Annotated in this window: 27 protein-coding genes; 3 read left to right on the top strand and 24 right to left on the bottom strand. The window is 40.7% G+C overall.

What is annotated here, in order from left to right; genetic code table 11:
* Entirely contained in the window at nucleotides 1–510 is a 510-nt protein-coding gene (purE, locus tag B9Y69_RS06910; protein ID WP_085472287.1) for a 5-(carboxyamino)imidazole ribonucleotide mutase, read from the top strand.
* A 45-nt stretch (nucleotides 511–555) separates the two neighbouring features.
* Here the strand turns inward: purE and B9Y69_RS06905 are convergent, their stop codons facing one another.
* The 4 genes from B9Y69_RS06905 to bshA form a co-directional block, all read right to left on the bottom strand.
* A complete protein-coding gene (locus tag B9Y69_RS06905; protein ID WP_085472286.1) occupies nucleotides 556–1,539 on the bottom strand; it encodes a sugar phosphate isomerase/epimerase family protein in 984 nt (327 codons plus the stop codon).
* A gap of 109 nt (nucleotides 1,540–1,648) precedes the next feature.
* Nucleotides 1,649–2,212 (bottom strand): ribosome recycling factor, encoded by a 564-nt coding sequence (frr, locus tag B9Y69_RS06900; RefSeq protein ID WP_085472285.1) that lies wholly within the window; start codon nucleotides 2,210–2,212, stop codon nucleotides 1,649–1,651.
* Nucleotides 2,213–2,234: 22 nt separating this feature from the next.
* Nucleotides 2,235–2,939 (bottom strand): UMP kinase, encoded by a 705-nt coding sequence (pyrH, locus tag B9Y69_RS06895; protein WP_085472284.1) that lies wholly within the window; start codon nucleotides 2,937–2,939, stop codon nucleotides 2,235–2,237.
* Between the two features lie 67 nt (nucleotides 2,940–3,006).
* Nucleotides 3,007–4,146 (bottom strand): N-acetyl-alpha-D-glucosaminyl L-malate synthase BshA, encoded by a 1,140-nt coding sequence (gene bshA, locus B9Y69_RS06890; RefSeq protein WP_085472502.1) that lies wholly within the window; start codon nucleotides 4,144–4,146, stop codon nucleotides 3,007–3,009.
* Nucleotides 4,147–4,376: 230 nt separating this feature from the next.
* Between bshA and arfB the strand changes: the two genes are divergently transcribed.
* Nucleotides 4,377–4,784, top strand: coding sequence for an alternative ribosome rescue aminoacyl-tRNA hydrolase ArfB (gene arfB / locus B9Y69_RS06885; protein ID WP_085472283.1), 408 nt, complete (start codon nucleotides 4,377–4,379; stop codon nucleotides 4,782–4,784).
* Nucleotides 4,785–4,816: 32 nt separating this feature from the next.
* Here the strand turns inward: arfB and B9Y69_RS06880 are convergent, their stop codons facing one another.
* From B9Y69_RS06880 to B9Y69_RS06805, 16 genes are all read right to left on the bottom strand, one after another.
* Nucleotides 4,817–5,083 (bottom strand): chaperone modulator CbpM, encoded by a 267-nt coding sequence (locus B9Y69_RS06880; protein WP_085472282.1) that lies wholly within the window; start codon nucleotides 5,081–5,083, stop codon nucleotides 4,817–4,819.
* Between the two features lies 1 nt (nucleotide 5,084).
* Entirely contained in the window at nucleotides 5,085–5,996 is a 912-nt protein-coding gene (locus B9Y69_RS06875; protein ID WP_085472281.1) for a DnaJ C-terminal domain-containing protein, read from the bottom strand.
* A 160-nt stretch (nucleotides 5,997–6,156) separates the two neighbouring features.
* Nucleotides 6,157–6,912, bottom strand: coding sequence for a hypothetical protein (locus B9Y69_RS06870; protein WP_085472280.1), 756 nt, complete (start codon nucleotides 6,910–6,912; stop codon nucleotides 6,157–6,159).
* Nucleotides 6,909–7,268, bottom strand: coding sequence for a GntR family transcriptional regulator (locus tag B9Y69_RS06865; RefSeq protein ID WP_085472279.1), 360 nt, complete (start codon nucleotides 7,266–7,268; stop codon nucleotides 6,909–6,911). Before B9Y69_RS06865 ends, B9Y69_RS06870 begins: the two co-directional genes overlap by 4 nt.
* 2 nt (nucleotides 7,269–7,270) lie before the next feature.
* The gene (locus B9Y69_RS06860; RefSeq protein WP_085472278.1) at nucleotides 7,271–8,074 is read right to left on the bottom strand and encodes a hypothetical protein; all 804 of its coding nucleotides are present in this window, start codon (nucleotides 8,072–8,074) and stop codon (nucleotides 7,271–7,273) included.
* Complete coding sequence (locus B9Y69_RS06855; RefSeq protein WP_085472277.1) at nucleotides 8,064–8,909, bottom strand: ABC transporter ATP-binding protein; 846 nt, start codon at nucleotides 8,907–8,909, stop codon at nucleotides 8,064–8,066. Before B9Y69_RS06855 ends, B9Y69_RS06860 begins: the two co-directional genes overlap by 11 nt.
* Before the next feature lie 146 nt (nucleotides 8,910–9,055).
* On the bottom strand, nucleotides 9,056–10,618 hold the full coding sequence (locus B9Y69_RS06850) for a M28 family peptidase (protein WP_085472276.1): 1,563 nt from the start codon (nucleotides 10,616–10,618) through the stop codon (nucleotides 9,056–9,058).
* A gap of 11 nt (nucleotides 10,619–10,629) precedes the next feature.
* Nucleotides 10,630–11,067 carry a ribose 5-phosphate isomerase B gene (gene rpiB / locus B9Y69_RS06845; protein WP_085472275.1) on the bottom strand — a complete coding sequence of 146 codons (438 nt, stop codon included), beginning with the start codon at nucleotides 11,065–11,067 and terminating at the stop codon, nucleotides 10,630–10,632.
* 12 nt (nucleotides 11,068–11,079) lie between these two features.
* Complete coding sequence (gene tatC, locus B9Y69_RS06840) at nucleotides 11,080–11,949, bottom strand: twin-arginine translocase subunit TatC (protein ID WP_085472274.1); 870 nt, start codon at nucleotides 11,947–11,949, stop codon at nucleotides 11,080–11,082.
* An 85-nt stretch (nucleotides 11,950–12,034) separates the two neighbouring features.
* Nucleotides 12,035–13,393, bottom strand: coding sequence for an acetyl-CoA carboxylase biotin carboxylase subunit (gene accC, locus B9Y69_RS06835; protein ID WP_085472273.1), 1,359 nt, complete (start codon nucleotides 13,391–13,393; stop codon nucleotides 12,035–12,037).
* Nucleotides 13,394–13,466: 73 nt separating this feature from the next.
* Nucleotides 13,467–13,949 carry an acetyl-CoA carboxylase biotin carboxyl carrier protein gene (gene accB, locus B9Y69_RS06830; protein ID WP_085472272.1) on the bottom strand — a complete coding sequence of 161 codons (483 nt, stop codon included), beginning with the start codon at nucleotides 13,947–13,949 and terminating at the stop codon, nucleotides 13,467–13,469.
* Nucleotides 13,950–14,005: 56 nt separating this feature from the next.
* Nucleotides 14,006–15,004, bottom strand: a complete 999-nt coding sequence (locus B9Y69_RS06825; protein ID WP_085472271.1) for a beta-ketoacyl-ACP synthase III — start codon at nucleotides 15,002–15,004, stop codon at nucleotides 14,006–14,008.
* A 6-nt stretch (nucleotides 15,005–15,010) separates the two neighbouring features.
* On the bottom strand, nucleotides 15,011–15,949 hold the full coding sequence (gene plsX, locus B9Y69_RS06820) for a phosphate acyltransferase PlsX (protein WP_085472270.1): 939 nt from the start codon (nucleotides 15,947–15,949) through the stop codon (nucleotides 15,011–15,013).
* Nucleotides 15,950–16,054: 105 nt separating this feature from the next.
* Nucleotides 16,055–16,246: a 50S ribosomal protein L32 gene (rpmF, locus tag B9Y69_RS06815; protein ID WP_085472269.1), complete on the bottom strand. Its 192-nt coding sequence runs from the start codon at nucleotides 16,244–16,246 to the stop codon at nucleotides 16,055–16,057.
* A gap of 14 nt (nucleotides 16,247–16,260) precedes the next feature.
* The gene (locus tag B9Y69_RS06810; protein ID WP_234991125.1) at nucleotides 16,261–16,809 is read right to left on the bottom strand and encodes a YceD family protein; all 549 of its coding nucleotides are present in this window, start codon (nucleotides 16,807–16,809) and stop codon (nucleotides 16,261–16,263) included.
* 53 nt (nucleotides 16,810–16,862) lie between these two features.
* Complete coding sequence (locus B9Y69_RS06805; protein WP_085472268.1) at nucleotides 16,863–17,525, bottom strand: epoxyqueuosine reductase QueH; 663 nt, start codon at nucleotides 17,523–17,525, stop codon at nucleotides 16,863–16,865.
* A gap of 131 nt (nucleotides 17,526–17,656) precedes the next feature.
* On the opposite strand from B9Y69_RS06805, the gene B9Y69_RS06800 reads away from it, so the two are divergent.
* Nucleotides 17,657–18,754: a hypothetical protein gene (locus tag B9Y69_RS06800; RefSeq protein WP_085472267.1), complete on the top strand. Its 1,098-nt coding sequence runs from the start codon at nucleotides 17,657–17,659 to the stop codon at nucleotides 18,752–18,754.
* Here B9Y69_RS06800 and B9Y69_RS06795 read toward each other — a convergent pair.
* The 4 genes from B9Y69_RS06795 to B9Y69_RS06780 all read right to left on the bottom strand — a co-directional run bounded on the left by B9Y69_RS06795 (nucleotide 18,738) and on the right by B9Y69_RS06780 (nucleotide 23,977).
* On the bottom strand, nucleotides 18,738–19,586 hold the full coding sequence (locus B9Y69_RS06795) for a transglutaminase-like domain-containing protein (RefSeq protein ID WP_085472266.1): 849 nt from the start codon (nucleotides 19,584–19,586) through the stop codon (nucleotides 18,738–18,740). The two genes, B9Y69_RS06800 and B9Y69_RS06795, sit on opposite strands and share 17 nt — an antisense overlap.
* Before the next feature lie 119 nt (nucleotides 19,587–19,705).
* Nucleotides 19,706–20,365, bottom strand: coding sequence for an ABC transporter ATP-binding protein (locus B9Y69_RS06790; protein ID WP_085472265.1), 660 nt, complete (start codon nucleotides 20,363–20,365; stop codon nucleotides 19,706–19,708).
* Nucleotides 20,366–20,380: 15 nt separating this feature from the next.
* Complete coding sequence (locus B9Y69_RS06785; protein WP_085472264.1) at nucleotides 20,381–21,493, bottom strand: hypothetical protein; 1,113 nt, start codon at nucleotides 21,491–21,493, stop codon at nucleotides 20,381–20,383.
* Nucleotides 21,494–21,577: 84 nt separating this feature from the next.
* Nucleotides 21,578–23,977 (bottom strand): ABC transporter permease, encoded by a 2,400-nt coding sequence (locus tag B9Y69_RS06780; RefSeq protein WP_085472263.1) that lies wholly within the window; start codon nucleotides 23,975–23,977, stop codon nucleotides 21,578–21,580.
* Nucleotides 23,978–24,110 lie beyond the last annotated feature (133 nt).

The raw sequence follows: 24,110 nt of genomic DNA, 5'->3' as shown, positions 1-24,110 counted from the left end.
ATGAGTCAAGAGAATAAAGCATTAGTAGGTATTATCATGGGAAGCAAATCTGATCTTCCAGTAATGCAGGATGCGATTGATGTGTTAAAAGTTTTAAATGTACCGTTTGAAGTCACGATTGTTTCGGCACATCGTACGCCACAGCGCATGTTCGACTACGCTACTACGGCTGCAGACCGCGGTTTGAAAGTTATTGTTGCAGGGGCAGGTGGTGCGGCGCATTTGCCAGGTATGGTCGCTTCGATAACACATTTACCGGTGATTGGAGTACCCGTAAAATCTTCTAATTCTATTGACGGATGGGATTCCGTGCTTTCTATATTACAGATGCCAAATGGGATTCCGGTAGCTACGGTGGCACTTAATGCTGCAAAAAATGCAGGTATTTTAGCGGCACAGATTATTGGGACAGCAGATAACACTATTGCGCAGAACATAATTGCCTTTAAAAAGGAATTGAAAGATAAGGTGGAAGAGACTGCTGCGGAAGTGGAAGGAATGACTTTCTAATTAAAACAAAATATAGAATAAAAAATGCTCCGTAAGGAGCATTTTTTATTTAGCAATATTCTTTTGTATGTAATCAAAACTCTTCTTAATACTGTCGAATTTATTGGGTAAATATATGTCATCTTGTTCGACAAAGGCATATTTTAACCCCGACTTGTCTGCATAGTTCGCGATGTTCACAAAATCGACCGCACCTGTTCCAACTTCTGTATAGCGTATCTGTTTCATTATTTCTGAAAAGTCTGCCTGGTCATACTTTTCGCCAACGACTGGTGTGGTATACTGATTATCCATATCCTTCATGTGCCACATGGTGAATCTGCCGGGGTATTTTTCAAAATACGACTGTGCATTGTAGCCTGCTTTTTGAATCCAGAATAAGTCCAATTCGAAATCTACTAAAGTGGGCTCTGTAAATGCGATAAGAATATCGAGTCCCTTCGTACCATTAGCAAAGTTTCGGAATTCCCAAAAGTGATTATGATAACCAACTTTGATTCCCGCTGTTTTAGATAGCTCTCCCGCTTTATTTAGTTGGTCTGCGGCATATTGATAGTCTGCTACAGATAGACTATTCAGATTATCCATCGGTGTGACCGGAGCGACAATGTTTTCTTGACCTAGTTTATGTGCGATTTCAATATACTTTTCTATACTCTCGGTACTTGTTGCGCCTCGTTTAAGGTAGTTGGACATATCATAGTGACCACTATGGGACTTCAAACCGTTATCCTCTAATACCTTTTTTAGGTCAGAAATAGGCAGTCCCCAAAATGTACCATTCACAGGGTCGAGGCCAAATGTTTCCACGTGTTTATACCCTATCTTTGCAACTGTTTCCAGTGTTTTCACCGGATCTTGTGCTATTAAATCACGGATGGAGTATAATTGTATTCCCAAATTGTGAAAAGGAGTAGTGCCTACTTTCTTTGTTTCACATGAAAAAAAATAGGGACTTACTAGGGCTGCAGAAAGACCAAGGCCTGCCTGTTTCAAGAATCTTCTTCTGCTCGGATTTTCTTGTTGCATAATTTTTCTGTTTGTCTAGGTTTTTTTCAAGGTAGCTAAAAAAAATGTAATTGCATAAAAAAAGGGTTAACGTCGTTTACGTTAACCCTTTTCTGTTATATCGCATAGACTATACGGTCATGATATCTTTTTCTTTTAATTCCGTCAATTGATCGACTTTGACGATATATGAATCCGTCAACTTCTGTACTTCGGCTTCTCCCGTTTTTATTTCGTCTTCGGAAACACCGTCGTTTTTCAATTTTTTGATCGACTCGTTCGCATCTTTACGGATGTTGCGGATAGCAACACGACCTTTTTCAGCTTCTTCTTTAACCTTCTTTACCAAGTCGCGACGTCTCTCTTCCGTTAATGGTGGAACCGCCAAACGAATAATCGAACCATCATTTTGCGGATTTAAACCGATATTAGAATCGATAATAGCTTTTTCGATGGCACTGATGATGTTTTTTTCCCACGGTTGGATAACGATAGTACGTGCATCAGTTGTATTGATGCTGCTTACTTGGCCAATAGGGGTCATGGAGCCGTAGTAGTCTACTGCAATTCCATCTAACATAGATGGAGATGCTTTTCCTGCTCTGATCTTCGTTAACTCAGATTCTGTATGAGCTACAGCTTTTCCCATGCTCGACTTACAGTCATCTAGTTCTAATGAGATTAGTTCGTTCATATATTTTTTATTTCTTTAAATTTTAGCTAACAATTGTACCAATGTCTTCCCCTTCAGCCAATTTTTTCAAATTGCCAGGTTTGTTCATGTCAAATACAATTATTGGAAGATTGTTTTCTTGGCACAAAGTAAAGGCTGTCATGTCCATCACGTTAAGCCCTTTGGCGTATACTTCTTGGAAACTAATCTTATCGTAACGTTCTGCGGAAGGATCTTTTTCTGGGTCTGCGGTATAAATACCGTCTACGCGTGTTCCTTTTAATACCGCATCGGCATTGATTTCAATGGCACGAAGTGATGCTGCGGTGTCTGTCGTGAAATATGGGTTTCCCGTTCCTGCACCAAAGATAACGATCCGACCCTTTTCTAGGTGTCTTACGGCTCTTCTACGGATAAAAGGCTCACAGATCTGTTCCATCTTAATGGCCGTCAATAAACGCGTTTTTAATCCCACTTTTTCAAGCGCATCTTGTAAGGCCATGCTATTGATAACTGTAGCAAGCATACCCATATAATCGGCTTGTACCCTATCCATACCCGCTTTTTCGGCACTTAGACCGCGGTATATGTTTCCACCACCAATAACGATGGCAATTTCTAGACCTTGACTGTGAATTTCCTTGATGTCGTTAGCATATTGCATCACACGATTGATGTCTATGCCATAACTTTGCTCGCCCATTAAGGCTTCTCCGCTGAGTTTTAGTAAGATACGTTTATATTTCATGAGTGTTTTTTTGGAGCATATCCAAAAGACAAAGATAAAAATTTTTTTTAGCCTTCTACGGAATAACTTAAAGTTTATTCTGCGACTGCCGAATCACTTCTTCGTAGTAGTTTTCATACATCGGTAGAATTTTAGAAATATCAAATTCCTGAGCTCGCTTGTAAGCTGCTTCTTTGAATTTCAATAAACGATCGCAATCCTCCAGGATATAAAGGGCATTCTTTGCCATGTCCTCCACATCGCCAATGTCGCTTAGGAACCCGCTTACACCGTGTCGGTTTAACTCAGGAAGTCCCCCTGTATTGGTGGAGATAACAGGTACATGACACGCCATTGCCTCTAGTGCAGCTAACCCAAAGCTTTCCGAGGAAGAAGGCATTAAGAAGAGATCGGACACGGAAAGAATCTCTTCTATGGCATCTTGTTTACCCAGGAATCGTACGGCGTGACTGATATCTAATTGACGGGCGAGCTCTTCGGCATTGCGGCGCTCCGGACCATCTCCGACCATTAGTAGTTTACTTGGCAATACCTCATTTACTTTTTGAAATATACGTACGACATCCTCCGTGTTTTTTACCTTTCGGAAGTTTGAAGTATGTGTAATTACACGCTCATTACCGGGGGCTATAGCACGCTTAAAGTGTTCTTTACTTTTGTTGTGAAAACGCGTGAAATCTATGAAGTTAGGTATAACTTGAATGTTGCGTTTGATCTCAAATGATTCTAGGGTTTGCTGTTTTAAGTTTTCAGAAACAGCTGTTACACCATCGGACTGATTGATGGAGAAGGTAACGACAGGATTAAAACTTTTATCTTTTCCGACCAGGGTGATGTCGGTACCGTGTAATGTGGTGACAACCGGAATATTAATCCCTTGGGTTGCCAAGATCTGTTTTGCGAGATAAGCTACAGAAGCGTGTGGTATTGCATAGTGTACATGCAACAGATCTAATTTTTCGAATCGGACGACATCAACCAGCTTGCTGGCAAGCGCCGATTCGTAGGGCGCGAAATCAAACAACGGATATTGCGAGATGGCGACCTCGTGATAATATAAGTTCTCGGAAAAAAAATCCAACCTCGCCGGTTGGGAGTAGGTGATAAAGTGAATCTCGTGTCCGGTGGATGCTAGGGCTTTGCCTAGTTCGGTCGCGACGACGCCACTTCCTCCAAAAGTGGGATAACATACTATGCCTATTTTCATCTCTTCTAAAATTACGAAAATGTTTGTTATGATGTTGTGAACACGCAGCCACTGCATGGTACATTATCAATGCTACAAATTACGTATTAATTGCGGATGTTTGCGTGAGGTGAATTGCAATAATTGTGCAAAATTTATCTGAAAAGGATCGTGTAGCTTTACGTATAGGTTTTTCTATGCTTACCTATCCGGTTATTTTTTTATATCAGAAAACGTGATTAGTTTTGTAGATGCTTAACAAAGAAGGAATAGCATCAGAACTTGTATTTAAAACAGCAAGATCTAGTGGCGCTGGTGGTCAAAATGTGAATAAAGTAGAGTCTAAAGTTACGCTCCTGTGGGATGTGGCTGGCTCGGCCTATCTCTCTCCAACGCAGAAGGATTTGCTCCTTGAACGTCTTAAGAACAGAATCACTAAGGATGGCCTGCTCCAAATTGAATCATCCGAAGATCGTAGCCAGTTAAGAAATAAAGAGCTTGCCATTAAACGTTTCTTCTTGTTGTTGGAGACGAGCTTGGTGGTAAACAAAAAGCGTGTAGCAACTAAGATACCCAAATCGAAAGTTCTAGAACGCCTAGATCGTAAGAAAAAACACAGTCAGAAAAAATCTTTTCGAGGGAAAATCAATTTAGATTAAATGACCATCGAAGATGGCTGATAATATACTCATTACCGCAGTCGATTAACCTCCTCTTGTAATTGCTCTATTTTTAATAAAAGCTGTTGTGCGACTTCGATTCCTTGGATATTGATATCCAGATCGTAATGCCAGGTCGCATACTGTTCCAGTGGCTGCAATTGTTCTTCATCTAAAAACTCTTCGTCCTTGTAGACCACGATATCGATCAGTCCGCTTTCGGAAAGTTGGCGGACAAAATGTATCTCCATTTGATGTGAGGTACATACATCTATTACTTTAATTAGCGTTCTTTTCATGTTATTTCTTTTTTAGTTCGGCTAGCTGGCGGAATAATTCCATCTCCTTATCACTTAGCTCCTTTGGAATATTGACCTGAATGGTGACATATAGATCACCGAAGTTTCCCTCCTTTTTGTAGATGGGAAAACCCTTGCCTTTTAGTCGTACTTTGGTGCCGTTTTGTGTGCCTGCTTTGATTGGAATCTTTACTTTGCCAGAAAGCGTCTCGACGATTGTTTCCCCACCAAGAATTGCCGTATAAAGATCTACTTCTTGTGTTTTGTATAAATCACTTCCATGGCGCTGATATTCTGCGTCTGATTGTATTTCAAACTGGATGTATAAATCGCCAGCAGGACCACCATTGGTTCCTTCACCGCCTTGGCCTTTTAGTTTTATCTTTTGGCCATCTTCCACACCCGCAGGGACAGTAATGCGGATATTTTTCCCATTGACAGTGAATGTTTGTTGGTGGCTGGTGTAGGCCTGTTGGAGCGTTAATTGGAGTACTGCATTAAAGTCGTTTCCTCTAAATTTGGTTTGTCGACCTCCGCCTGAACGTCGACCAAACATTTGCTCAAAGAAGTCTGAAAATTCACCGGTATCATAGTTCCCAGAATAATCAAAATCGAATCCATCAAATGGAGAACCTTGTGCCCCTGCTGACTGCCGACTTTGTTGCTGCGCTTTTTCGTACTCTTCGCCATGCTTCCAGTTCTCTCCGTACTGATCGTATTTCTTGCGCTTTTCAGGGTCAGTGAGAACTTCGTTCGCCTCGTTAAGCTCCTGAAACTTCTTTTTGGCAGTTTCATCATTGGGGTTGAGGTCGGGATGGTATTTGCGCGCTAATTTTCGGTACGCTTTTTTTATCTCGTCCGCTGAAGCTGTTTTTTCTACTCCTAATACTTTATAATAATCTACAAAAGCCATGTCGTAATCTAGTTATGATTAATAACAAAGTTTCCGGAACAATGTTTCTTGTTTTTAGAAGGCTTTTAAAAATGCATCGCCCCTTTTTGCTTAGTCATATGGGATGCGTCGCAAAGAGGGGCGATGTGGTTACGAAATATGTTTTAGAGGAAGAGGTGTTTTACTGGATCATGCGTATTGTCATCCCTTTACCCATATTCTTTTCTTTGAAATACTGCCTGTTACCGCTTACGATCAGATTTTTCACTTCTTGCATATTCCCTGGCATGTCCGATCGTACAGTACTTCGCCCTTCCAATCTGATATTTGCGGTGTCCGTCATTAACTTACTTCCTAAGATAATTTCACCATTATTTACTGTGGCGGTTATCGTTGAAATTTTGCCATTGTTCAACTGGAGTACAGACTCGTCTCTTACCTGCAGCTGTAGCTGTTTTGCAGCCGTCGTATCAAGTTTAGTGAACAATCGCATACGGGAACTGTTCCCTATTTCAAAGGATGAAATTCCTGTGTTACGTTCGTCATGTATAAACCCATGCGCCTTTTCAATTATGATTTTGTTCAGCGTTCCACGATTACTGATAGAGAACTCTGTTTCTCCCTTAGTTTTAAGATATAAGGTATCGCCCGATATACGGGAGGTATAGTTATAAATTTTTTTTGAATAGAAATTGTTTGCACCTTGTTTTACGCTAAAAATAAGATCATCTCCGCTACCTTCGATTTTTAGGACACGGATTGTTGCCGGATAGTCATGTTGGAGTTGTTTACCACTTTTGTCAAGCCACATTTTAGATAGTGGATCAATAGGATCGTTTTGTTCATTCAATCTGATTGTACCATAGAGATTGGGTAAAAAATAAACAGAGATGGCTAGGACGGTGGCTATGCAAAAATACAGTATTGATTTTTTCATGATTTGTAATCATTATATAGATTTATAATTTCATTGATTTCCATTTTCAGGAGGTGCATGGTTTTAAAGAATGTAGGAAGCTCTGTTTCGATAAATTCTTTTTTCTTCTCCTGCTGTGCGAGCGCTCTCGCTTCGGGACTGACAAAAAAGCCAACTCCACGTTTGTTATAGATGATTTGATCTTGTTGCAAGATATCATAAGCACGCATAACGGTGTTGGGATTTACTTCGATCTCTGCACCAAAATCACGAACTGATGGTAGTTTAGTGTCTGGAAGCCATTCTTCCAATAGGATTTTTTCCATGACCAGTTCCTTTATTTGAAGATAGATAGCCTTGTCTGATGTAAACAACATAATTAAACCTCCCTTTCCTTTAGCAGATATCTAAAAGTAACTAAATAGAGCCCAATAACGATGAAGACAGGAAGGAGTCCGATCAATATATTTTCGGGACGTATAGTCGTGATGTTACCTTGGTGTAGCATCCATTTGAGATAGAGAAAGAATGTGATAGCCATAACGAGCGTATACAGTAGAATGGAATAAAACAGGCTGTTTTTCTTGAACAAGAAATGAGCGATTTGATACAATGGAATTACCTGAAAAAAGATCAATGGAAAGGCGTAATATATTGGATCTAAAGTTTTGAAATAGGACGCCTGACTGTAAGTCGGATAAAGGATCCCAACTTCTATGTTGGCGAGTGTCGTTTTTTCCATAAACAGTAATTTAAATATAGAAACAGTGGACAGATCTAGGACGTAAAAGGTAAGATTGCCGATCGTCATTATAACGAAGGTGAAAAACCATAACGTGATGATCCGGTGTAGATCTGAAATAGGCATAGTTGTATAACGACTATGCTTCTTTACACGGAAAAGATAGCGACTTGTACAAACAAAGAGGAAGATAAAGGGAAGCAGTAGGATGATCCCTCTCATGTGACCTAATCCTGATGTCATCTCTCTTACTAAGAACTGTTCGTCATTTCCCAAACTGGGCGTCTCGATGATTTGATAGATAAATTTGGTTGGGCTCAATAAGTAGGCTCCATATAGGACTATCAGTGTTAATGGAAGATAAAGTATAGTTTTCCTGTTGAAGGACCAAAACTCTTTGATACTTGCAATCAGATTTTTTTGTTGGATACTATTGAGCATGATGTTCGAATTTTGTGGTATTTAAAGAATGGAGTATCGTCGGATTTTCATGAAGGGCATTGAAAAAGAATTCTATATCAAAAGAGGAGTCTTCATGTGTTGTATTGTATACCAGACTAAGTGTGCCATTAAATGTGTTTTCGCTGTAAAGAGTATCCGTCGTTTTTCCGGACCTGATCGCGAACTTTTTATTGAGCTCATAAAGAGAGGAATCTATAGCAATTTTATCCTCTTTCAGAACAAGTAGGTGATCAATCAGGTGTTGTATATCACGGGTCTGATGTGTAGATATAATAATAATCCGTTCATCAGATATATGTTTTGAAATCAGCTTTCTAAATTGTGTTTTAGCGGGAATATCCAGGCCGTTTGTCGGTTCATCCATTAAAAGGAGGGAAACATTGCTGGCGAGCGCAAAAGCTATGTTCACCTTTTTCCGTTGTCCATAGGATAAGTTTTTGATGTGGTTTTTACTATCAACCAAAAATTTGTTCATGATATTTTCAAAATATGCACGATCAAATTTTGGATATAATGGGCTATAGATATCTAGGATATCTGAGATTTTCCAATCAGGCAGGTCTACCTCGTCTGTAACGAGGTATAAGTCTGATAAATAACCTAGCTTTCTCTCACTCGCAATGTACATATTCTTTGATATGACTCCTTTTTTCGGAAATAAAGAAGAGGAAATTAACTTCAATAAGGTCGTCTTTCCACATCCATTAAGTCCCAGAAGGCCGTACACGTGGCCGGGAGCTAGGTTAATGCTGATATCATTTAAAATAGGATACCCCTTTTTGTAATGAAATGATAGATTTTTTATTTTAAGCATAATCGTTAGTTTAGTGTATTAGTTAACTAATACACTGTAAAAGTAAAAAACAATTATGAATAAACAAGAAAAAAGGGGATAAAAAATAACACGATAATAAAAAAGCCTCTCTGTAGATACAGAGAGGCTTTTTTATGGGGTTGAAATTACTGTTTGTTACTGTCGACTTTAAGTCGTTCCGCTCTATTTGCAATTTCCCATAGAATATGAAAAACGAGCTTTTCTCTCTTTACCATCATAGGAAAATCGATCTTATCGACGGTATCCTCCGGTGTATGATAGTGAGGGTGAAGGCCAGAGAAGAAAAAGGCGGATGGAATTCCCTTTTGCGCAAAATTATAATGATCCGAACGATAGTAAAGCTTCATCGGGTCTTTAGGGTCATCATACATATAATCGATTTCCATGCCTACAAAATCCTTATTTGCTTTTTCAGTGATTTGTTTCAATTCTGAGCTCAATTTATCGGTTCCAATAGCATGAATGTAGTTGTGATTTCCATTCAAATGTTTATCATCAATTCGGCCGATCATATCTAGGTTCAGACACGCTACTGTATTTGCTAAAGGAAAGATAGGGTTTGCCGTATAGAAGCTTGAACCGAGAAGTCCTTTCTCTTCGGCCGCCAAACCGATGAAGAGTAAGCTTCGACGCGGTGTATATCCTTCTTTTTTTGCTTCTGCAAATACGCGAGCCAATTCGAGGACACCAGTTGTTCCGGATCCATTATCGTCTGCACCAGGAAATATAGTGCCATCAGGCATAATCCCGTCATGGTCATAGTGACCAGAAACGACAACGATTTCATCTTTTAGATCAGAACCTTCCAGTAGGCCTAAAACATTGGGGTCAAAGTATTTCTCATTTATCAATCCCATGTCCGCACGAAGTTTTCCCGCGAAAGAAAACGTGGTAGGCTTTTGTTTTTGCTGCGCGATCGTAGTACCTTTTGTTTGAAGGAGAAGATCCGCTATCTCGGGTTTAATATGCACAACAGGTGGCTGTTCCGTTCCTGGAGTAGCAGTATTACCATTATCTAAAGTAAAGCGACCGCCACTCATTCGTGCTCCAAAGCGTGCAATCAGTTCCTGAGCGTTCTCGCCTGTGGCTAAGATAAGCTTGGGTTGAAGTTTGACTAAAGCTTGGAGGCGCTTGAAGCGACTAGTGGACCAGTCTGATTCTTTCTTGGTTCCCGTAATTATCGAGTTCCCCTGCGCGTCTTTTGGTTCACTTTCATTAATCAATAATACAACCTTTCCCTTGATATCAACCTGGCTGAGGTCATTATGTTTCGGATCTTGAATTCCGTAACCAATGAATACAACTTCGTCAGCATCAAAAGAAGTTTTTTTATTATCTCCTTGAATAAAGAAATCCTTACCGTTCGTATATTTCTGCCCATTTAGAGAGAAATCATCAACTTTGTAATTTACTCGGACAAGATGAACGGGTTGAAAGTAGCTGCCGTTGACCGGCGGACTAAGCTTGTAGCTTTTAAAAGCATCGGCAATATAGTCTGCTGCTTTCGCTCCTCCTGGCTGTCCGGTTCCACGGCCTTCAAACGCTGGAGACGCTAATGTCGTTAAGTGTTTGCGAGCCGATTCTTCGGTCAACATCTCTGCAAATTTTACTTGAGGTGAATGTTGTGCTACGGCGCAGCTTGATAGGGCGGGTAGCAATAATGCCAGGCGAAACCAGTTCTTTGTCATACTGTTATCTTTTAATTACAGGCTATTTTATTTACTCTATTGGCGTGTCTTCCACCTTCGAAATCTGTGGTAAGGAAAGTGCTTACGATTTTTTTCGCTAGATCGATATCGATAAAACGTGCTGGAATACAAATGACATTGGCATCGTTGTGCTGACGCGCTAGGGCTGCAATTTCATTCTGCCATGCGATGGCTGCACGTATACCTTGGTGTTTATTTGCTGTGATGGCAACACCATTTGCACTACCGCAGATTAAGATCCCTAATTCATTCTTTTTACTTTCAACACTAGACGCAACCGGGTGTGCAAAGTCAGGGTAATCTACAGAATCAGCAGTTTCTGGGCCAAAATCTTCTACTTCGTAACCTTCGGATTTCAAAAAATCAACGATTACTGATTTGTATTCAAATCCGGCGTGATCACTTCCTACTGCAATTTTCTTTGACATGATATTATTGTATTACTTGTTATAAAATTCTCGTTCTGCCTGTTCTCTCTTCTTCTTTACATTGGCGGAGACCATAATACTCAGCTCGTATAGAAGGAACATCGGCGCACTCACCGTTAATAAGGTGATGACATCTGCCGTTGGTGTTATGATGGCTGCAATAATCAAAATGATTACCGCCGCGTAACGTCTACTGGCACGCATAAATTCCGGAGTCATCAATCCGATTTTCGATAGAATGAAAACCAAGATTGGTAACAGAAACACCACACCACAGCCCAGGGTTAATGTGGCTATAGTAGAAAGGTAGGAATCTATAGTAATTTGGTTGGTTATTTCCGAGCTAAGGGAAACGTTTGCCAAGAAGTTTACCGATAAAGGAACCACGATATAGTACCCGAAGAGTGCGCCTAGTATAAACAGAATAGACGCGTACAGTACAAATCCACGTGCTGATCGTCTTTCGATGTCAGTTAGTGCCGGTTTAACGAAGAGCCATACTTCGAATAGGAGGTACGGAAAACCAAGTGCAAGCGCCATGAGCAAACAAGAGTTTATTTGTAACATAAACTGACCCGCAAGCTCGGTATTGATAATGTTGAACGGAATACGTTCTACACAGAAGCCTTCTAGGCTCAGCAGATCGCCCACCTTACACATCATTCTGTAAGTCCAAAAATCAAGGTTCTTAGGGCCCATGATGATTTGGTTGAATACAAAATCATAGAAAGTGAAGGACAGTATAGCGAAAACTGCAATGGCTATTACTGACCGGATAATGTGCCACCGCAATACTTCGAGGTGGTCAAAGAAAGACATTTCTGCCTCTATGCTCTTTCCTTTATCTTTTATAGCTTTAATTAGTTCGTTAGATTTTGACATTGTAAAATTTTAATTCCGGACAGAAACAAAAATACCATTCTTATTCGTAAGAATGGTATGTTCTGTCTTTGTAAAAGAAATTTTATTAAACTTCGTCTTCAGGATATTCCGATAGATCGAAAGTCTCCATAAACTTCGTTGTAAAATTACCTGCTCTGAAGTTTGGATCCTTCATAATACGCAAGTGTAAAGGAATCGTAGTTTTAACACCTTCGATCACAAATTCGCTCAACGCTCTTTCCATTGTAGCAATAGCTTCTTCCCGTGTTTGTGCGGTACAGATAACTTTAGCAATCATGGAATCGTAGTTTGGCGGAATAGAATATCCTGCGTAAACATGTGTATCTACGCGAACACCATGACCTCCTGGCGAATGAAAGTTTGTGATTTTACCTGGTGAAGGACGGAAGTTATTGAATGGGTCTTCCGCATTTATACGGCATTCAATAGCATGCATCGTAGGCTCGTAGTTTTTTCCAGATATTGGAATACCAGCAGCTACTTTGATTTGTTCCTTAATAAGGTCAAAGTTGATGATTTCTTCCGTTACGGGATGCTCTACCTGGATACGTGTATTCATCTCCATAAAGTAGAAATTCCGGTGTTTATCCACTAAAAACTCAACGGTACCGGCACCTTCGTAGTTTACGGCTTGCGCGCCTTTGATTGCGGCTTCACCCATTTGCGCACGCAACTCTGGCGTTACGAATGGAGAAGGAGCCTCTTCCATAAGCTTCTGGTGTCTACGTTGGATAGAACAGTCGCGCTCCGAAAGGTGACACACCGTGCCGTATTGATCACCGACAACTTGGATTTCAATATGTCTCGGATCTTCTACAAATTTCTCTAGGTAGATACCGTCATTTCCGAAAGCAGCAGCTGATTCTTGGCGTGCGGAATCCCATGACGGTTCAAAGTCTTCATCTTTCCAGATGATACGCATACCACGTCCACCGCCACCGGCAGTTGCTTTGATGATAACAGGGTATCCGATTTCGTTCGCCAGTTTAATACCTGTTTTTACATCAGGTACTAGTCCGTCTGATCCAGGTACAATAGGTACACCGGCATTTTTCATTGTTTCTTTTGCACTGGATTTGTCGCCCATCTTTTCGATTTGGTCGGCAGTAGCTCCAATGAATTTAATTCCATATTCGGCACAAATTGCGGAGAATTTAGCATTCTCGGCAAGGAAGCCATATCCCGGATGGATTGCATCTGCATTAGTTAGTTCAGCAGCTGCTATAATGTGAGGAATGTTTAAATAAGAATCTTTACTGGGAGGAGGACCGATACACACGGCTTCGTCGGCAAAACGAACATGTAGACTGTCTCTGTCTGCTGTAGAATATACAGCGACACTTTTGATGCCCATTTCGCGACAAGTGCGAATGATACGTAGGGCAATTTCTCCTCTATTTGCTATTAATATTTTTTTAAACATAAATTTAAAATGATGTTACCATTAGCGATAAACTCGCTGAAATTGAGTTGTTCCTTAAATATAAGAAACTCAATTAACTTGGGTCAACCAAGAAAAGTGGTTGATCGAATTCTACAGGTTGTGCATCATTCACTAAGATCTTCACGATTTTTCCTGAAACTTCAGACTCAATTTCGTTGAAAAGCTTCATTGCTTCAACGATACATAATACTTTTCCAGGCGCGATTTCGTCACCAACATTTACAAAAAGAGGTTTTTCCGGACCTGATGCGCGGTAAAACGTACCAATCATTGGTGATTTAATGGTGATTAAATGTGCATCACTTTCTGCCGCAGGGGCTGGTGTTGCAGGTGCAGCTGGCGCTGGTATTGCCGCGGTCGCAGGAGCTACAGCTGGAAGAGCAACTGGGCTAGGCACTGCTGCTGTTACATACGTAGGCTCTTGATTTGTTTTAATCGTAATCTTAAAGTCTTTTTCTTCAATAGCGACTTCATTCACACCTGATTTTGATACAAATTTAATCAGGTCTTGAATTTGTTTAATATCCATACTCATATTTCTAGTCGATTTAATTTTAATGTTTTTCCGAATTTGGTAAAGATAGTAAAATATTACGCTTTAGTGTACCCCCACTTGAGATAGATAGATCCCCAAGTAAAGCCACCACCAAATGCGGCTAATATTAAATTATCACCTTTTTTTAATTTATCTTCCCATTCCCATAAACACATTGGGATAGTAGCACTTGTTGTATTTCCGTATTTTTGGATGTTAACCATTACTTTTTCATCGGGCAATCCCGCTCTTTCTGCCGTAGCATCAATGATACGCTTGTTTGCTTGATGCGGTACTAGCCATGCGACGTCGTCTGCTTGTAAGTTATTTCTTTCCATAACTTCAGCGGCAACATCAGCCATATTGGTTACTGCAAATTTAAATACTGTGCGACCTTCTTGATACGCGTAATGCATGCCCGCATCTACTGTGCCATGTGTAGCCGGGTTTAGCGAGCCTCCTCCTTTAATATTGAGATACGGAGCGCCGGCACCGTCTGTTTTTAGAACGGCATCAATTAGGCCGTTTCCTTCTTCATTCGGTTCCAAAAGTACACAACCGCAACCGTCACCAAAAAGGATACAGGTGTTACGATCTTCATAGTTTACTACCGATGACATTTTATCTGCACCAACGACTAGTACCTTTTTGTGCTTGCCGGACTCAATGAATTGAGCTCCTGTAGTTAGTCCGAATAGAAAACCTGAACATGCTGCTTGAAGATCGAATCCCCATGCTTTTTTTGCGCCTACTTTATCCGCTAAGATATTTGCTGTTGCTGGGAACAGCATATCTGGAGTACTGGTACAGAAAATAATCAGTTCGATATCATCGGCTGAAATGCCTCTTTTTTCTAAAAGCCCTAAAACTGCTGGTACGGCTAAATCAGATGTTGCTTTACCTTCACCTTTAAGGATTCTTCTTTCCTTGATGCCGGTGCGCGAAACAATCCACTCGTCGTTTGTGTCAACCATTGTTTCCAGTTCTTGATTTGTCAAGATGTAGTCTGGAACGTAACCGTTTACTGCAGTAATAGCAGCGTGAATTTTTGACATATTAAATTAGTTGAAAGCAGATTTGATCTTATCGATGATTTTGGATTCGATCATATCTCTTGAAAGTAAAACCATATTTTTGATTGCCTCCGGGGTCGAGATGCCGTGTCCGACGATAACTGGTGCATTTACACCTAGAATCGGACTGCCTCCGTACTGTTCGTAATTGAAGCGATCAAAGAAATCATCTTTCATTCCCTTTTTTAGGGTAATGCCATAAAATGACTCCGCCAGCTTTAATACGACATTCCCCGTGAAACCGTCACATACATACACGTCAGCGAAATCGGTAAACATATCTCTACCTTCAGCATTCCCAATAAAATTTATCTTGTTGTTTTCTTTTAGTAGGGGATAGGTGGAAATGGTTAGGAGGTTTCCTTTTTCTTCCTCTTCGCCGATATTCAAGAGGCCAACTTTTGGGGTTGCTACGCCGTAGATGTGTTCCGCATACAGACTGCCTAGAATGGCAAACTGATTTAACATTTCCGGTTTACAATCAGCATTGGCGCCCACATCGAGTAATATACCGAAACCGCTTTTTAATTTAGGGACATTCGTTGCTATAGCCGGGCGCAGGACGCCTGATATTGCTTTGACGCTAAATACAGCTCCAACCAGCATTGCGCCTGTATTTCCGGCGGATGCAAATGAATCTAAAGAACCGTTTTTTAACAATTCAAATCCCTTTGCAATACTAGAATTTGGTTTTTGGGTAATGGCTTTGGTTGGGTGTTCATGCATGCTGATGGCATCAGGCGCATGGATATAGTCAAAGTTATCGGGGTTTGCTCCAGCCTGTTTCAACCGTTCTACGGTGTCCTGCTGATCTCCAATAAGAACTAGACGTTGATCGTCTTTGAGTGTTTTTTGAGCTTCTATAGCTCCAAATATTGTGGAATTAGGTGCGTAATCTCCACCTAATACGTCTAAACCAATCTTCATTCGTTATTATTTTATAATCAATAATACGCAAAAACATCCCAAATTAAAGTATAAAAATTGAGTTTTACACCTATTTGGGATGTTTAATTTTTTGGAATGATGTCGTTAGACAGCAGCGGTGTTTTCAATAATCAATTTACCGTTGTAGTATAAGTTTCCGTCTACTGTATATGCACGGTGTGGAGTATGAACAGCTCCAGTTTCTTGACATACTGTCAACGTAGGTCTTTCTGCCTTATAATGTGTTCTTCTTTTGTCTCTTCTTGATTTAGAAGTCTTACGCTTTGGATGTGCCATCTCGTATTTGTGTTTTAGTTATTTTTAATACTCTTTAATATATCCCAACGTGGGTCCATTTTTTTTTCTTCTTCTTCGGATTCGTTCTCCGGTTCTTCACGACTAATCTTCGCGAGCATCTCTGGGTCGCAACTGATATTCACCCCTTGTTCCGTACATTTCGTGTAGTAAGGGACCCGAACATTAATGAATTCGTATAACAAGTTAGCAATATCTAGTTCATAATCTTTTGTAGATAGAACCAGTACTTCTTCCGTGCTATTTTCCCAATCTTCCTCCGTGAATTTCACTAACGTTCGTTCGTTGAAGGCTTGTGGTGAATCAAAGTCGCTAAGACAGATGTCGCAAGTAAGTTGGATGGTACCTTTAATATCAAAATGTACAACCAACATATTCTCTTGTTTTTGGAGTTCAACATTTGCTGTTAATTTTCCTTTTTTAACGAGAGAGTGTTCGTAACAATCAAAGAACTTATCGTCAATTTCAAATTCAAAGTTGTGTTGTCCCGCGGCTAACCCCGAGAACGGTATTCTATATTGTTTTAGATATTTCACAATCTGCATTTGAGCCTGCAAAATTAATTATTATTTTGGTAAATAAGAAACTTTTTACAAAATTACTGCTGTTCGTCGCCGTAATAGTTTTTGCCAAGTTCGATTTTATCTCGCCCATGGGCCATCCGCCATTTATTCGTATCGCGTAAGGAATAGGCACAACCGCAGTATTCCTGCATATAAAACTTTTCACGCTTGCTGATTTCAAGCATGCGACCGGAGCCTCCTTTTTTTCGCCAGTTGAAAGTCCAGTATTCCATATCGGGGTATCGCGCAGCAGCACGTTCGCCACAGTCATTGATTTGCGACATGGTTTTCCAGCGTGAAATACCTAAGGAGCTAGAGATTACATCAAAGCCATGCGCTGCTGCATACTCGGCTGTCTTCTCAAAACGCATGTCGAAGCACATGGTGCAACGAATGCCACGCTCTGGTTCATTTTCCATCCCTTTGGCTAGATCAAACCAATGGTCGACGTCGTAATCGGCATCTATAAAAGGAATATTGTGCTTTTCTGCAAAGCGGATATTTTCTTCTTTACGTAGGTCATACTCTTTGCGCGGGTGAATGTTTGGGTTGTAAAAATAAATCGTGAATTCGATATCAGAGGCAATTAAAGCTTCCATCACTTCGCCTGCGCATGGCGCACAGCAGGAGTGCAGCAATAGTTTTTTGCCTTGATTCGGTAAGCTTATTTTTTCACGTTCAAACGCCTGATTCTCCATGTGTATGCTTTAATATCTTACAATTTTACGGAAATCTGGAAAAATTTGCAAAAGAAGGTGTGGTAGATGTGGCAAACGACAAAGGGAAAGCGTTTAATTTTGTATGTTTGTAACACATATGATCCATAGTCATGAGAAAGATTTCCTATATATATAAAACGTTTATTGCTGTTGCTTTGTTGGTTGGGGTGTATGCCTGTGAGCGGGAAGATGGAGAACCAAAATTGGATACCAAAACATTTTCGAGGCTCTATGTTTCTTTTGAGGAGTATAGTACTTCAAGTGCTGCGAAGCCACTTGTCAATGTACGTATTATTTATCCAGCAGATTCTTCCACCTTTAACTTTGCCTTGGCACACACTTCTAGTGCAAAAGGAGGCGGCCCTATTTATTTTAATCCTTACTTGAAGACTTTATTTCAAGGTAGTGCGAACCGAGATGGCATATTAGATACGGCTGTATATTTTATGAATATCGGTGTAAACACGGGACTTTTATCTAATAATGGCCGAATGGGGAACAGGTACTATGATTTTGTGAAAGGCTTTGGGTATGAGTCAGGATCGGAAACATTTTTCATTGTAAATGGTCAAGGTGAAAATGCGGGTATATATTTAGTGTATAGACCTTTGAGTAAAAATGGTTACGCTAGACCTTTTAAAAAATTAAGAAATAGTGGGTTGACGATGTCTGGTGGTGTTTATGCATCCAAGAATTTTTTCACTGTGAATACTGCAGCTAAAGCCGGGGGGATTTATGTGTTTGAGGATATTATTAACACAGAAATTAATTTGGCCGATTCTATCGGAAAGCTTAATCCGACGCGGACTATAGCTATCCCAGATGCGAGAAATCTCCGCGATCTTGCCTATGATAGTGTTAAGAATATACTGGTTGTTGCCGATGTTGTCGATACTGCGGTGGCGGGATCGGGTAGAATTTTAATCTTTGAAAAATTTTCAGAGAAAATTAAAGAAAGCGTTATTGAACCGACTCGGATTATCACAGGTGTCAAAACCTTACTAAGGGAACCTACCAGTGTAGCTATTGATAATCGTTCTACTGGTCAGTACATTTATGTTGCAGATCGTTGGACGAAAATGATTATGCGTTTTAAAATTTCTGATAGCGGAGATGTGGAGCCAGATAAAAGCGTATCCACTGAAGCCCAGGGCAGACCTGTGGGGTTAGCATTAGATACGCGAGATGCCTCTACGCTGGGTCAGTAAGATCCAGCAAGATTTGCACTTCCTTTTTCTTCTCTAGATTATCTACATGCTCGTACGAGGCAACCAAGTTGCGTAGTACGCGCCGAACAATAGCGAGGTTGTCACATGGCTTCATGTATTCATCGCTAGGTGGAAGGTTCAGTTGTTGTAGAAAGGATCGTATATCCTCTTCCCGCATGATCTGTCCACGGTTAAACACATTGATATAGAACAAGACCTCTTCCGGGTTATCTTCGTCCATATAAGCTAAAACAAAGTGTTTCGGAAGATTTATCCCATGTATGGGAATATCTAGTCGTTGGGCAACCAGGCTGTAGATACAGGCCAGTGAAATAGGATTCCCTTTTTTTGTTTCCAGTACTTTATTTAAGAATGAATTCTGCGGTGCGTGGTAATCGGTCGTATTTCCAGAAAGGCCAAACTCATGAAAAAGAATATTATTCAGCAGTTTTACTTTTTCAACCGGTGTCATTTCGTACATCAGATGGTACCAAGCGTTACGCTTTAGTTCGGCGAGCTGATTGCGGACCTCATCTTCATGGAGGTTTGCATACTGATAGCGGTTCACAATCAGTAGTCCCTCCAGCAGATCTTCCTGGTTACTTATCTTCCACAGTTGGAGGTCATTTTTGACTTGGTTGAATTGGATTTTATGGATAATTTCCTCCACGCGTCCTTGTAAAAGCACATCGAATGATTGTTCCCAGTGTTGCTCCAAGAACGGGACAACCTCTGGACCAGATGAGATCAGCTTATCGGCTAATTCATGATAAATCTCCGTATCAGGATCATCTAGCAATGAAATGAGCGCTTTTAGTTCGTTTTCATTCATCGGTACCAAATTACGACTTTTTAAACGAATGCAAAAATGATGCTAGAAATAGAGCTGTCCAGGTGTAGCCGGTAATTTGCCACGTCGCAGCGCTTCTAACGGTGACGTGGCTACCTGCTTTACCTTAATTGACCATCCAACATGTGTATTGTCCGTTTGCCATACTCTGCGTTCTTCTCAGAGTGTGTTACCTGGATAATTGTTACGCCCTCCTCGTTGAGCTGTTTGAACAGCTGCATAATCTCTTCTCCTTGCTTCGAGTTGAGGTTCCCTGTCGGCTCATCGGCCAACAGTAGTGTCGGAGATGTTGCTAACGCGCGTGCTATACCAACAATCTGCTGCTGTCCTCCCGAAAGCTGCGACGGAAAGAGGTCTTTTTTACCCACGATTCCGAAACGGTCGAGCATATCTGCAACAATAGCTTTTCGTTCTTTCCCTGGAAGATCCTTATACAGGAGGGGTGTTTCAATGTTCTCATAAACCGTTAGGTCATCAATAAGATGGTAAGATTGAAAAACATAGCCTATATGTGATTGGAAGAGGGCAGTTCTTCTCTTCGCTTTCAGAGCAAATACGTCTTCCTCCATGAAGTAATATTTACCTTCATCGGGCATATCGAGCATACCGAGTAGGTTTAGTAATGTGGATTTGCCAGATCCCGAAGGACCCATAATCGAAATAAAATCTCCTGGGTCCACTTCGAGGTTTATATCCTTGAGTACATAGCTGCGTGTTCCGCCCACATGGTACCATTTAAATATGTTTTGCAGTTTTATCATGTCGTACTTTTTGAACTAAATAGCGCTAATTTGACGCGTAATTTTACCGTAATAAAAGTCAGACTTTATGTTCTTTGCGGCTTCCTGTAGTTGTTGCTTAAGTGTTTCGGATGCTGGAATCCGTTTAGTCATCTGTTGTAGCAATTCTGCTTGGTAGTAATCCGATGCAATATGACTGACTTGAGGGATGAGTAATTTCCAGTCCGATTCTTTCTCCGCTTTTTTCATTAAGCCACTTAGAATTTCCGTTTTATAATAGTCGCTCTTCATGCTTTGTACCAAAGACATGGTCTCTTGGAAATCAGGGCTTTCAATTGTTTGTGTTTTTAGTAGCTGCTTGAACAGTTCTGCTTGATAATAGTCTGAACTGGTATGACGAACTATGTGGAGAACAGCGGCTTTTTGTTCCTGATTCAGGGATTGGACATTAAGGAGTTTACTAACTGTCGTGTATCGATAGTAGTCCGATTTTATATCTTCCGTGGCTGACAAGATCGCGGTGTAGAGGTAATCTTGTTGCTCTGATTTTGTTAATAGGTCTGAGAAAATTTCGGATTGGTAATAATCACTTTCCAGTAATTGAGGTACTTGTTTTATTAGCGTGACCGACTCGGATGAAGAGATCGGTAACAGTAACAAAGCATTGATATAACGACTTCTTGCGAAATCATTGTGTAAAGAACCTAGTTCTTGAAGTACGGCCTGGGTTCCCCCTGCGGTATAGAGACGGGCGGTCCGTCTTTCAGCATCTACACCACCTTTGATCAAGGTGCTTACACAAGAGGAAATAAGTGATTGATATGTGGTATTATTTTCATCAATGATTCGTCCGTTTATTTTATATAGTACTTTGCCTGATTTATCTTCAGAGACTTCAAGCTTCTCGCCCCGCTGGCTAAAATGAATCGCTCCACCTCGAGATAGCGAGGTGATGGCCTTGTCATCTGAGCTGAGTTGTACCTGGCCCCGTACACGTAATTTCCATTCTTTATTATTGTTGATCAGTTGCCAGTTTTTATCCTCATTGGCCTGTTCTTTCGTGTTTTTTTGAACGATATTTTTTTCTTGTGCATCGGCCCATGAAAGAAGACCGGTACATAAGAATATAATTAAGGTTAGCTTTTTCATTTTTTACTGGTGCTTTTATTATAGATTGGATACCGCTAGATCGGTATGATTCTTTTTGTTTATATAAACCTGATACATATTGATTTATTCGTCCCGTAAACTATTTACCGGATTTACACGGGCAGCACGCATCGCTTGATAACCAATGGTAAACATAGCAATTATCAATGCCAGCGCGCCAGCGCTAAGGAATACCCACCAAGGGATTTGTATGCGGAAAGTAAAGTCCTGTAACCATTTCGAAAATAACCACCAAGCTATTGGACTGGCTATGATTAAGGAAAGGACCACCAGAAGGACGAAATGTCCCGATAGTAGTTTAACGATTTTATAGGTACTCGCGCCCAAAACTTTTCGGACCCCAATCTCTTTCTTACGTTGTTCTGCAGTGAAAGCTGCTAGACCAAATAGTCCCAATGATGCGACGAATATGGTCAAGATAGAGAAGGCACTTATAACTTTATTCGTCCGGTTTTCTACTTCATATTGTTTCCGGATATAATCGTCCAGGAATTGGTAGTCGAAGGCTACTTCAGGTTGTTCCTTTGCAAATACAGCGCGTACCTGATCGAGATAAGTCGAAGTGTTCGCTGTGTTATAGCGTAGAACAAAGTATCGGTAGCTTTCTGACGGATTGTTCATTCGGTAGTATACATATCCGCCAATGGCATCTTTAAGATTACTGAAATTGAAGTTTCGAACTACGCCTACGATGACAGACTTTTTCATCATTTCTGATTTTAGTGGTTGACCAATGGCGTCGGCCGGATTGCTAAAACCGAGGTAGCTTGCGACGACTTCATTTATTAACGTGTAACAAACGGTGTCATTAGGCGAGATATTTTGCGGAAGATCGGATCCTGCCAAGAGATCTAAGCCCATTGTTTGTACGACTTCACCACGACTGCTACACGTACGTACGGGAAGACCTTCTGTGATGGCCCCCGCTGCGTTTATGGTTTTACCGCTCTCTCCAAAACCAGGGTAGGTTTGCAATGTTGAAATGCTTTCTGTTCCACTAATGGATAGCAGTGATTGTTTGATACTTTCGTATTTATCTACTTTAGTAATGGCTCGCATCGGAATAGTCAATATCTGTGTTGGCTTGTAGCCTAGATCTTTATCTTGAACATGCTTCATCTGTAATGAGATGACAAGCACACCGATGATGAGGATAATCGAGCAGGTGAATTGAAATACAACCAGTCCCCTGCGAATAAGCTCGGACGCAACGTTTTTATTATCCCACTTTTTCATCAGCGATAAACTTGGGATTCTTGCCATATAGAAAGCAGGATAGCTACCTCCAATTAAGGTAACGGCTAACCAAATACATAACAGGACGGCGAGGTTGCCTAAGCTCAACAAGGACGCGATATTGATGCTCGTCCCAATCATGTTGTTAAATGTAGTTAGTAGGGCACAGGCTAGGAGTAGTCCAATCACAATGGATATAAGGGACACAATCGCTGTTTCCAGGTAAAAGCGTAGTTTAATCTCATAAGGTTTTGCCCCCAAAACTTTGCTGACACCAACTTCTTTTGCATTTTTTTGTGATCGGGCAGTCGCCAGGTTCATGTAGTTGATACAGGCTATAGCGATAATGAGCGAAGCAAGAATGAAGATTGTTTTTACGGTATTGATGTTACCTATCCGAGAAGAAGCGTCATGCTTTAAGTGGCCTGAATAGAGGTGAACTTTAGCAAGAGGCTGTAGGAAAAACTGTGTATAATACTGTTCATCTGCCGGCACATGCTTGTTAATCAAAGCTGTCGTCAGGTGTGCTACTTGATCAGCATTTGCGGTTGGAGATAGTAAGCAATAGGTTTCGTAGCTGGCATTGGACCAGTATATATCTTTTCCCATCCAGGAGTCCATAATATTCGTAAAGATATCGCCTTCTATACTGCTGTTCAACGGTAGGTCTTGGAACACACCCGACACGATCATCGTATCACGCTGATTGAAAACAATTTCCTTATTAAGCGCTTCTTGTTTGCCGAAAAGCTGTTCTTTTTTACTCTGAGCGATGACAACACTTTTGGGATTGGAAAAGACAGTTTTCCTATTTCCTTCAATGAACTTGAAATCGAATAAGTTAAACAGGGCCGAGTCTGCCAGATAAATATTATTTTCCATGAAGTTCGACTCGTTCACTCTAATGGAAGCTGTCCCAGTAAAGTCCAGTTTTACGAGGCGTGCGGCCGATTTGACTTCTGGAACTTCGGCAAGCATCGTTGGAGCAACAGCATTTGGCAACTGGACCCAATTTTCATTGTTATAGGTCGGCGTTGTCTGCATGTATACCCGATAAATATTCGACTCTTTTGAAAAGTGTTTATCAAAACTCAGTTCTTGTCGACCATAGGTAAGCAAGAGTATGGCAACTGATAAACTGATGGCTAAGCCAAATATATTCAGTAAACTAAAGAAGCGGTTCTTTACAATACTGCGCCAGGCGATTTTTATATAGTTCTTTATCATGTTTTTTTGTTTAGTACTTTCTACTAGATATAAGATTAAGCTACGCAGTGTAGTTCGTAGTTCATAGTATTTAGTTTGTAGTACTTTCCTACTTCCTAATAGACACAAGATTTAGCTACGCTGAGCCCTTCGG

It is taken from the genome of Sphingobacterium psychroaquaticum (genome assembly GCF_900177625.1).
Lineage (GTDB): Bacteria > Bacteroidota > Bacteroidia > Sphingobacteriales > Sphingobacteriaceae > Sphingobacterium > Sphingobacterium psychroaquaticum.
Note: the sequence above shows the minus strand (reverse complement) of the source record. Positions and strands in the feature narration are given on the sequence as shown.

Excerpts from the sequence above, each read along its gene's own strand:
- purE (WP_085472287.1), top strand. The coding sequence starts at position 1 with ATGAGTCAAGAGAATAAAGCATTAGTAGGTATTATCATGGGAAGCAAA.
- B9Y69_RS06905 (WP_085472286.1), bottom strand. The coding sequence starts at position 1,539 with ATGCAACAAGAAAATCCGAGCAGAAGAAGATTCTTGAAACAGGCAGGC.
- frr (WP_085472285.1), bottom strand. The coding sequence starts at position 2,212 with ATGAACGAACTAATCTCATTAGAACTAGATGACTGTAAGTCGAGCATG.
- pyrH (WP_085472284.1), bottom strand. The coding sequence starts at position 2,939 with ATGAAATATAAACGTATCTTACTAAAACTCAGCGGAGAAGCCTTAATG.
- bshA (WP_085472502.1), bottom strand. The coding sequence starts at position 4,146 with ATGAAAATAGGCATAGTATGTTATCCCACTTTTGGAGGAAGTGGCGTC.
- arfB (WP_085472283.1), top strand. The coding sequence starts at position 4,377 with ATGCTTAACAAAGAAGGAATAGCATCAGAACTTGTATTTAAAACAGCA.
- B9Y69_RS06880 (WP_085472282.1), bottom strand. The coding sequence starts at position 5,083 with ATGAAAAGAACGCTAATTAAAGTAATAGATGTATGTACCTCACATCAA.
- B9Y69_RS06875 (WP_085472281.1), bottom strand. The coding sequence starts at position 5,996 with ATGGCTTTTGTAGATTATTATAAAGTATTAGGAGTAGAAAAAACAGCT.
- B9Y69_RS06870 (WP_085472280.1), bottom strand. The coding sequence starts at position 6,912 with ATGAAAAAATCAATACTGTATTTTTGCATAGCCACCGTCCTAGCCATC.
- B9Y69_RS06865 (WP_085472279.1), bottom strand. The coding sequence starts at position 7,268 with ATGTTGTTTACATCAGACAAGGCTATCTATCTTCAAATAAAGGAACTG.
- B9Y69_RS06860 (WP_085472278.1), bottom strand. The coding sequence starts at position 8,074 with ATGCTCAATAGTATCCAACAAAAAAATCTGATTGCAAGTATCAAAGAG.
- B9Y69_RS06855 (WP_085472277.1), bottom strand. The coding sequence starts at position 8,909 with ATGCTTAAAATAAAAAATCTATCATTTCATTACAAAAAGGGGTATCCT.
- B9Y69_RS06850 (WP_085472276.1), bottom strand. The coding sequence starts at position 10,618 with ATGACAAAGAACTGGTTTCGCCTGGCATTATTGCTACCCGCCCTATCA.
- rpiB (WP_085472275.1), bottom strand. The coding sequence starts at position 11,067 with ATGTCAAAGAAAATTGCAGTAGGAAGTGATCACGCCGGATTTGAATAC.
- tatC (WP_085472274.1), bottom strand. The coding sequence starts at position 11,949 with ATGTCAAAATCTAACGAACTAATTAAAGCTATAAAAGATAAAGGAAAG.
- accC (WP_085472273.1), bottom strand. The coding sequence starts at position 13,393 with ATGTTTAAAAAAATATTAATAGCAAATAGAGGAGAAATTGCCCTACGT.
- accB (WP_085472272.1), bottom strand. The coding sequence starts at position 13,949 with ATGAGTATGGATATTAAACAAATTCAAGACCTGATTAAATTTGTATCA.
- B9Y69_RS06825 (WP_085472271.1), bottom strand. The coding sequence starts at position 15,004 with ATGTCAAAAATTCACGCTGCTATTACTGCAGTAAACGGTTACGTTCCA.
- plsX (WP_085472270.1), bottom strand. The coding sequence starts at position 15,949 with ATGAAGATTGGTTTAGACGTATTAGGTGGAGATTACGCACCTAATTCC.
- rpmF (WP_085472269.1), bottom strand. The coding sequence starts at position 16,246 with ATGGCACATCCAAAGCGTAAGACTTCTAAATCAAGAAGAGACAAAAGA.
- B9Y69_RS06810 (WP_234991125.1), bottom strand. The coding sequence starts at position 16,809 with ATGCAGATTGTGAAATATCTAAAACAATATAGAATACCGTTCTCGGGG.
- B9Y69_RS06805 (WP_085472268.1), bottom strand. The coding sequence starts at position 17,525 with ATGGAGAATCAGGCGTTTGAACGTGAAAAAATAAGCTTACCGAATCAA.
- B9Y69_RS06800 (WP_085472267.1), top strand. The coding sequence starts at position 17,657 with ATGAGAAAGATTTCCTATATATATAAAACGTTTATTGCTGTTGCTTTG.
- B9Y69_RS06795 (WP_085472266.1), bottom strand. The coding sequence starts at position 19,586 with ATGAATGAAAACGAACTAAAAGCGCTCATTTCATTGCTAGATGATCCT.
- B9Y69_RS06790 (WP_085472265.1), bottom strand. The coding sequence starts at position 20,365 with ATGATAAAACTGCAAAACATATTTAAATGGTACCATGTGGGCGGAACA.
- B9Y69_RS06785 (WP_085472264.1), bottom strand. The coding sequence starts at position 21,493 with ATGAAAAAGCTAACCTTAATTATATTCTTATGTACCGGTCTTCTTTCA.
- B9Y69_RS06780 (WP_085472263.1), bottom strand. The coding sequence starts at position 23,977 with ATGATAAAGAACTATATAAAAATCGCCTGGCGCAGTATTGTAAAGAAC.